Below are 6,300 nucleotides of genomic sequence, written 5' to 3'. Positions count from 1 at the left end.
ATCGTCGGCAGCGTCAGATGTGTATAAGAGACAGCCTCCCGGCCACCTCCATGGCCCCATCCCCACGAGTAGACCACCGGCCCGGTGGTTAGGCTCCGAAGGGTGAGCAGGCTCCATGTGGTGACCGGCAAGGGCGGGACCGGCAAGACGACGGTCGCCGCCGCACTCGCACTCGCGCTGGCCGAGGAGGGGAAGCGAACGCTCCTGGTCGAGGTCGAGGGACGGCAGGGCATCGCCCAGCTCTTCGAGACCGAGGCCCTGCCCTACGAAGAACGCAAGATCGCGGTCGGGCCGGGCGGCGGTGAGGTGTACGCGCTGGCCATCGACGCGGAGAAGGCCCTGCTGGACTACCTGCAGATGTTCTACAAACTCGGCGGCGCGGGACGCGCCCTGAAGAAGATGGGCGCGATCGACTTCGCCACCACCATCGCGCCCGGCGTGCGCGACGTCCTGCTCACCGGAAAGGTCTGCGAGGCGGTGCGCCGCCGCACCCGCAGCGGTGCCTTCGTCTACGACGCGGTCGTCATGGACGCGCCGCCCACCGGCCGGATAACCCGCTTCCTCGCCGTCAACGACCAGGTGGCCGGGCTGGCCAGGGTCGGCCCGATCCACAACCAGGCCCAGGCCGTGATGCGGGTCATCAAGTCGCCCGAGACCGCCGTGCACCTGGTGAGCCTGCTGGAGGAGATGCCGGTCCAGGAGACCGTGGACGGCGTCGCCGAACTGCGCGCGGCCGACCTGCCGGTGGGCTGCGTCTTCGTCAACATGACGCGCCCGGCGCTGTTGGACCGGGAGTCCGTCCTGGCCGCCGAGGAGTCCCGCACCGAGATAGCCAAGGCGCTGTCCCGGGCGGGCCTGGGCGGCGCGCGGCGCGGCGGGAAGGCCGAGCAGCTCGTCGACCCGCTGCTCCGCCAGGCCCACGAGCACGCCGAGCGGGTCGCGTTGGAGGGCGAGTTGCGCGCGGAGCTGGCGGAGCTGGACCTGCCCACGTACGAGCTGGAACTCCTGCCCGAGGGCGCCGACCTGCCGGGCGTCTACCGACTCGCCGGGGAGCTGCGCGAACAGGGGGTGCCGAAGTGACGACGCGGACAGTGCAGACGACGCGAACGGCCAGGGCGACCGAATCGGGGACGGTGCTCGGCGACCTGCCGGTGCTGGACGTCGACCCGCTGATCGACGACCCCGAGACCCGGATCGTGGTCTGCTGCGGCGCGGGCGGCGTCGGCAAGACGACGACGGCCGCGGCCCTGGGCGTGCGGGCCGCCGAGCGCGGCCGGAAGGTCGTCGTCCTCACCATCGACCCGGCCCGTCGGCTGGCCCAGTCGATGGGGCTCACCGAGCTGGACAACACGCCGCGCCGGGTGGACGGCGTCGGCGAGGCGGCGGGCGGCGAACTCCACGCGATGATGCTGGACATGAAGCGGACCTTCGACGAGATCGTCGAGTCCCACGCCGCCCCGGACAAGGCCCGCGCCATCCTGGAGAACCCCTTCTACCAGTCGCTGTCGGCCGGTTTCGCGGGGACGCAGGAGTACATGGCGATGGAGAAGCTCGGCCAGCTCCGCGCCGACGACGAGTGGGACCTCATCGTCGTCGACACCCCGCCGAGCCGGTCCGCGCTGGACTTCCTGGACGCGCCCAAGCGCCTGGGGTCGTTCCTGGACGGGAGGTTCATCAGACTGCTGACGGCCCCCGCGAAGGTCGGCGGCCGGGCGGGGCTGAAGTTCGTGAACCTGGGGGTCTCCGGGCTGTCGATCTTCACCGGTCTGCTCAACAAGCTGCTGGGCACGGGGCTGCTGCGCGACATGCAGACCTTCGTGGCGGCGATGGACACGATGTTCGGCGGCTTCCGCACCCGCGCCGACGCCACCTACCGGCTGCTCCAGGCCCCGGGGACGGCGTTCCTGGTGGTGGCGTCGCCGGAGCGCGACGCGCTGCGCGAGGCGGCGTACTTCGTCGAGCGGTTGGCCGCGGACCGGATGCCGCTGGCCGGGCTGGTGCTGAACCGGATGCACGGCAGCGAGGCCGCCCACCTCAGCGCGGAACGGGCGTTGGCCGCCGCGGAGAATCTTGAGGACGAGGGCATTGTCGATCATCACACCGGGAAGGGTGGTGAAGGGCGGAACACTTCGCGGTCCGCTTCCGACGACGGCTCCCCCGCCGACGACCCTCCCGAGGAACTCCGCGAAGACTCCGGGAACGGCTCCCCCGCCGCCCCCACCACAACCGAGTGGCTCGCCGCGGGCATGCTGAGGCTGCACGCCGAGCGCATGCACGTGCTCGCGCGCGAACGACGCACGCGGGATCGTTTCGCCTCGCTGCACCCCGAAGTGCCGGTGGCGGAGGTCGCCGCGCTGCCCGGTGACGTCCACGACCTGGACGGGTTGCGGGCGATCGGCGAGCGGCTCGCGACGCAACCCACGCGCGAGCACGGCTGACGGCACGTCCGGCGGCCCTGTGACCGTCGGCACGTCACGCACCGCCCACGGCCGACGGGCCCCGCGCCGCGACGGACCGTCGCGGAACCGGACCGGGGCCGGGACCGTCGATCAGCCCGCCGCGGCGTAGTCGTCGTACCGCCGGGCCGCGTAGCGCTGCCCGTCGACCTCCACGGGCAGCAGGCCCGCGCTGCGCTCGTACTCGGTGCGCGCGGTCTCCAGGAGGCGTCGCCAGGAGGTGACCGTCGGGCGGCGGCGCAGCAGCGCCCTCCGCTCCCGCTCGGTCATCCCGCCCCAGACTCCGAACTCCACGCGGTTGTCGAGGGCGTCGGCCAGGCACTCGGTGCGCACCGGGCACCCGGTGCAGACCGCCTTGGCGCGGTTCTGGGCCGCCCCTTGTACGAACAGTTCATCCGGATCGGTAGTGCGGCAGGCCGCCTGCGCACTCCAGTCGGTTACCCAGCTCATGCCGGCGCCGTCCTCTCCCGAATCGAGGCTCCCCCACGGCGGCAGCGGCATATTCACCGCTGCCAGTGCAGGACGTTACGGAAGGCGGGCAGGGCACAACACCCCCGACGGGCCCAATCTTGAATGGTCCGAACGGACTATGGGTACGTCACAGGTCACTCGACGGAGTGACCGATGGATAAAGCGGACTCACCGCCCACAGAGGTAGATTTCACTCCCGATTCGGCGCTCCTCGAACGGAGTATTTCCGACATAGAGGTGCAATTCGGTCACATCTCAACACCTAATGGAGTGACCTGAGAGTTGACAAGGAACCGCACAACCGTGCCAGACGTGTTACAGCGTAGGCGAACACATGCTCACCTGTCCGGCGAATAAGAACGTAGGCTGCCCTCATGGCTAACAAGCGCTCGGGTGGCGGGCTGACCGGCCCCCAGCAGGCCGCCAAATTCCTCGGCGTCAGCGTGCTCGCGGGAGCCGTGCTGGCGGGCATCGCGCTGCCCGTCGCCGGGGGCATCGGCCTCGCCGCCAAGGGAACGGTCGAGAGCTTCGACGAGATACCCATCGACTTCAAGCGTCCTCCGCTCAGTCAGAAGAACCGCATCCTCGACTCCGAGGGCAACCTGATCGCCATCGACTACTACCGCGACCGCACCGTCGTGCCGCTGGACAAGATCGCCCCGGTCATGCGGAAGGCGATCGTGGCGATCGAGGACTCCCGGTTCTACGAGCACGGCGCGATCGACCTCAAGAGCGTGCTGCGGGCCCTCAACAAGAACGCCCAGCAGGGCGAGGTCGCCGAGGGCGGCTCCACTCTCACCCAGCAGTACGTCAAGAACGTCTTCGTCGAGCAGGCCGGCGACGACCAGGAGAAGGTCGCCGAGGCCACTCAGCAGACCATCGGCCGCAAGATCCAGGAACTGAAGTACGCGATCAAGGTCGAGGAGGAGCTGAGCAAGGACCAGATCCTGGAGAACTACCTCAACATCACGTTCTTCGGGCAGCAGGCGTACGGCATCGAGGCCGCCGCCCAGCGCTACTTCTCCAAACCCTCCGCCGAGCTCGAACTCCACGAGGCCGCGATGCTCGCCGGCCTCGTCCAGTCCCCGACCTACTACGACCCCGTCAACAACCCCGACCGGGCCGTCAAGCGCCGCAACATCGTGCTCAACCGCATGGCCGAGACGGGCGCCGCCTCCAAGGAGGACGTTGCGGCGGCCAAGAAGCAGGAGCTCGGTCTGAAGGTCAGCCGCCCCAAGAGCGGCTGCATCACCGCCACCGACAAGGCCGGCTTCTTCTGCGACTACGTCCGTCGGATACTCCTGACCGATCCGGTCTTCGGCAAGACCGAGGAGGAGCGCAGGGAGCGCTGGAAGCAGGGCGGCCTGACGATCCACACCACCCTCTCGCCCAAGGCGCAGAAGGCCGCCGCCGAAGCCGCGACCAGCCTGGTCAACGAGGACGACCCGGTCGCCGCGACCGTCGTTCAGGTGGAGCCCGGCACCGGGAAGATCCTCTCGATGGCCCAGAGCCGTCCGTACGGCCTGGACGGCAACAATCACGAGACGCTCATCAACCTCGCGGTCAACAACAGCATGGGCGGCAGCGCCCACGGCTTCCAGGTCGGCTCCACCTTCAAACCGATCACGGCCGCCGCCGCGCTGGAGAAGGGCATCAACCCCTCGTTCTCCTACGGGAGCGACTGGAAGGCCACGTTCCGGAAAGAGGACTTCAAGACCTGCGAAGGAAAGCCCTCCGGCAACGGCCTCTGGCCGGTCCAGAACGAACTGAAGTCGGAGAAGGGCACTTGGGACATGACCAAGGCGCTCGCCATGTCGATCAACACCTACTTCGCCGAGTTGGAGCGCAAGGCCGGTCTCTGCGAGACCCTGACCATGGCCAAGAAGATGGGCGTCGATCGCGGCGACGACAAACCCCTGGGCCAGAACCCCTCGGTGACCCTGGGCGGTGAGGAGAGCAGCCCGTTGAGCATGGCCGCCGCCTACGCCACCTTCGCCAACCGCGGCACCTACTGCTCCCCGATCGCGATCGAGAAGGTCACGGACTCGGGCGGCAAGAGCTTCCAGGTGCCCGGCTCCACGTGCGAGCGGGCCATGAGCGAACACACGGCGGACAGCATCAACAAGATGCTCAAGGGCGTGGTCGAGGACGGCACCGGCACCCGCGCCGGCCTCTCCGACCGCGACAACGCGGGCAAGACCGGTACGACGAACGACCGCAAGGACGCCTGGTTCGTCGGCTACACCCCGAACCTCTCCACCGCGGTCTGGGTCGGCGACGACGTCGGCCAACGGGACGGCATGTACAACATCACCATCGGCGGCCGGTACTACGACAAGGTCTGCGGTGGCTGTCTGCCCGGTCCCATCTGGAAGAAGGCGATGACCGGCGCCCTGGCGGGCGAGCCCGTCGAGTCCTTCAACGACGTCCAGGTGCCGCGCGGTGACAGCGGCGAGGGCGAAGGCGAAGGCGGGGACAAGGGCCGGGACCGGGACCGTGGCGGGAACGGCGGTGACGACAAGCCGGGTGACAGCAGGCCCGGGCCCTCCCTGCCGGATCTGCCGGACATCACCCTTCCGCCCAACCTGATCGGCGGAGGCACCAACGGGGGCCCCGGCGGCGCCACCACCAACGGCGGGACCACCACCGACGGCGGCACCACCGATGGCGGCACCACCGGAGGGTGGAACAGCGGCGGGGCCAACAACGGGAACGGCAACGGAGGTTGGCAGTCCGAGGGGCAGGACGGCGGCTGGAGTCCGAGGTAACCGCCCCCGACGAGCGCGGAAGGGGCGCCCGGCCGATGTCGGCCGGGCGCCCCTTCCGCGTTTCCGTGGCTTCCGTCCCCGCGGCCTCGCGCCGCGGTCAGCCCGCCAGGCGCTTCTTGACGGCGGCGGCCACCCGGCCGCCCTCCGCCCGACCCGCCACCTTCGGGTTCACGATCTTCATCACGGCACCCATGGCCTTCGGACCCTCGGCACCGGCGGCCTTCGCCTCCGCCACGGCCTCGGCCACCAGCGCGTCCAACTCCTCGTCGGTGAGCTGCTTGGGCAGGTACTCGGCGAGCACCTCGCCCTCGGCCCTCTCGCGCTCGGCCTGCTCGGCGCGCCCGCCCTTGGCGAAGGCGTCCGCCGCCTCGCGCCGCTTCTTGGCCTCACGGGCGACGATCTTCTCGACCTCGGCGTCGGACAGCGCGCGGGCGCTCTCGCCCGCCACCTCTTCCTTCTGGATCGCGGTCAGCGTGAGACGGAGGGTGGAGGAGCGCAGCTCGTCGCGCGCCTTGATCGCCGCGGTGAGATCGTCCTGGAGCCGGGTCTTGAGCGTGGTCATGTCCGAAGTGTGCCAGGACGTACGGCCGAACGCCCACTGCATT

The 6,300-nt window shown here is 69.7% G+C and carries 5 protein-coding genes; 3 read left to right on the top strand and 2 right to left on the bottom strand.

Annotation, left to right across the window (positions count from 1 at the left end; genetic code table 11):
• The first annotated feature begins 102 nt into the window (after window positions 1–102).
• The gene (gene bagA, locus IF47_RS0123420; protein WP_031510956.1) at window positions 103–1,080 is read left to right on the top strand and encodes an ATPase BagA; all 978 of its coding nucleotides are present in this window, start codon (window positions 103–105) and stop codon (window positions 1,078–1,080) included.
• Window positions 1,081–1,133: 53 nt separating this feature from the next.
• Window positions 1,134–2,438, top strand: coding sequence for an ATPase BagB (bagB, locus tag IF47_RS0123415; RefSeq protein WP_031510955.1), 1,305 nt, complete (start codon window positions 1,134–1,136; stop codon window positions 2,436–2,438).
• 111 nt (window positions 2,439–2,549) lie between these two features.
• Here bagB and IF47_RS0123410 read toward each other — a convergent pair whose 3' ends face one another.
• Window positions 2,550–2,906 carry a WhiB family transcriptional regulator gene (locus tag IF47_RS0123410; RefSeq protein WP_037733219.1) on the bottom strand — a complete coding sequence of 119 codons (357 nt, stop codon included), beginning with the start codon at window positions 2,904–2,906 and terminating at the stop codon, window positions 2,550–2,552.
• 395 nt (window positions 2,907–3,301) lie between these two features.
• On the opposite strand from IF47_RS0123410, the gene IF47_RS0123405 reads away from it, so the two are divergent.
• Window positions 3,302–5,695 (top strand): transglycosylase domain-containing protein, encoded by a 2,394-nt coding sequence (locus tag IF47_RS0123405; RefSeq protein ID WP_078592060.1) that lies wholly within the window; start codon window positions 3,302–3,304, stop codon window positions 5,693–5,695.
• A gap of 97 nt (window positions 5,696–5,792) precedes the next feature.
• Here the strand turns inward: IF47_RS0123405 and IF47_RS0123400 are convergent, their stop codons facing one another.
• Window positions 5,793–6,257, bottom strand: coding sequence for a GatB/YqeY domain-containing protein (locus tag IF47_RS0123400; protein WP_031510952.1), 465 nt, complete (start codon window positions 6,255–6,257; stop codon window positions 5,793–5,795).
• Window positions 6,258–6,300 lie beyond the last annotated feature (43 nt).

Source organism: Streptomyces megasporus (assembly GCF_000718985.1).
In the GTDB taxonomy this organism is placed as follows: domain Bacteria; phylum Actinomycetota; class Actinomycetes; order Streptomycetales; family Streptomycetaceae; genus Streptomyces; species Streptomyces megasporus.
Note: the sequence above shows the minus strand (reverse complement) of the source record. Positions and strands in the feature narration are given on the sequence as shown.